General features: G+C 64.4%; 1 protein-coding gene. It reads left to right on the plus strand.

Translation table 11 applies throughout. The features are described from left to right. On the plus strand, positions 1-1866 hold a 1866-nt coding region (locus AC2VOP_RS15455; protein WP_486961800.1), incomplete at both ends, for an LAGLIDADG family homing endonuclease.

The following is a 1866-nucleotide window of genomic DNA, read 5'->3' on the forward strand; positions in this document are numbered from 1 at the left end:
TCAGCGGCATCGACTTCGACAACATCAAGTACTTCGTCCGGTCCACCGAGGCGCAGGCCCAAACCTGGGACGACCTGCCGGAGGACATCCGCAACACTTACGACCGGCTGGGCATCCCGGAAGCCGAAAAGCAGCGCTACATCGCGGGGGTAGCGGCTCAGTATGAATGCCTGGCCGGTGACACCCTGGTGTGGACCGCCAACCGTGGCCAGATCCCGATCAAGGAGATCCAGTTCGGAGACCGGGTGTTCGCCTACGACGAGGACGCGGAACGGTTCGTGGTTTCCCCGGTCAGGGGGGCGGCGCAAACCGACACGCGGTTGACCTACCAGGTGACAACCACTCGGCGCAGTATCCGAGGCACCGACAACCACCCGATGCTGGTGCTGCGCGACGAGCGCAAAGACGGTCGGCAACGCGCCCGGTATGCGCGCCGATGGGTCACCGTCGGCGAGATTCAGCCGGGTGATTTCATCGCGACCCCCCGCCAGGTGCCGGAGTTCGGTGCTGCCGCCCAGCTTCCGGGCGTGGCCGGCATGGCGGCGCCGGCGACTAGCTCGGTCGACCTGATGTGGTTGCTGGGCCTGTATGTCGGTGACGGCAACCTGCACCTCTCGACCAAGACCTACCGGGTGCAGTTCGCGATCCCGGCCACCGATATCGAGCTGCGGGCCGAGTTGAGCCGCGTGGTCACCGAGCTGTTCGGGCTGCGCTGCATCGAAGCCGACACATACCGGGTGGTGGTCAACTCCAAGGCGTTGACCGAGTGGATCACCGAGTTGGGTTTCGCCGGAGTCTCATTGACCAAGCGAGTACCGGACTGGGTGTACGGGTTGCCGGTGGATCAGCGGTTGGCGTTCCTGGGCGGCTGGGTCGACGCCGACGGTTATGTCGGCCCGGACCGCAGCGGTTCGGTGCTCTTGACGTGCGCCAACGAAGCGCTGCTCGGCCAGGCGCGCGAGCTGGCCGAGCTGTCCGGCCTGCGTGCCGGCGGTCCGTGGTCGTTCACCCAGACGTACCGGCACGCCCCAGAGCGCATGCAGATCGCCTGGCGGCTGGGCATTTCCGGTGATTTCGAGCGTCTTGGCTGCCGGAACCCGAAGCGAACCAACCGGTTTGGCCGTCGCAGCTATGCGCACTCGTCCACCAGCGCGCACGGGACAACGATCCGGTCGCACACCAACGACTGGTTGGGCTTCGAACGGGTGAAATCCGTTGCTCCGCACGCGGTGGAACCGGTTTATGACATCGAGGTCGACGGGCCGCACAACTTCATCGCCGAGGGTCTGGTGGTGCACAACTCCGAGGTGGTTTACCACAAGATTCGGGAAGATCTTGAGGCACAAGGGGTTATCTTTCTCGATACCGACAGTGGTTTGCGCGAACACGAGGACATCTTCAAGCAGTACTTCTGCACTGTGATCCCCGCGGGGGATAACAAGTTCTCCGCGCTGAACACCGCTACCTGGAGCGGCGGTAGCTTCATCTACGTCCCGCCGGGTGTGCATGTCGACATCCCGTTGCAGGCGTATTTCCGGATCAACACCGAGAACATGGGCCAGTTCGAGCGGACGTTGATCATCGCCGACGAGGGCGCCTATGTGCACTACGTCGAAGGCTGCCTGCCCGCCGGTGAGCTCGTCACGACGGCCAGCGGTGACTTGCGGTCCATCGAGTCTATCCGCGTCGGCGACTACGTCAGCGGCCACGACGGGCGCCCGCACCGCGTGACCGCCGTGCAAATGCGCGATCTCAACGGCGAACTCTTTACCTTCACGCCGATATCGCCCGCCAACACGTTCTCCGTCACGGCGGAGCACCCCCTGCTTGTCGTTCCGCGTGACGAGGTGCGTGTCGCACGCAAGG

The sequence above is a fragment of the Mycobacterium sp. TH-M106 genome (assembly GCF_057473765.1).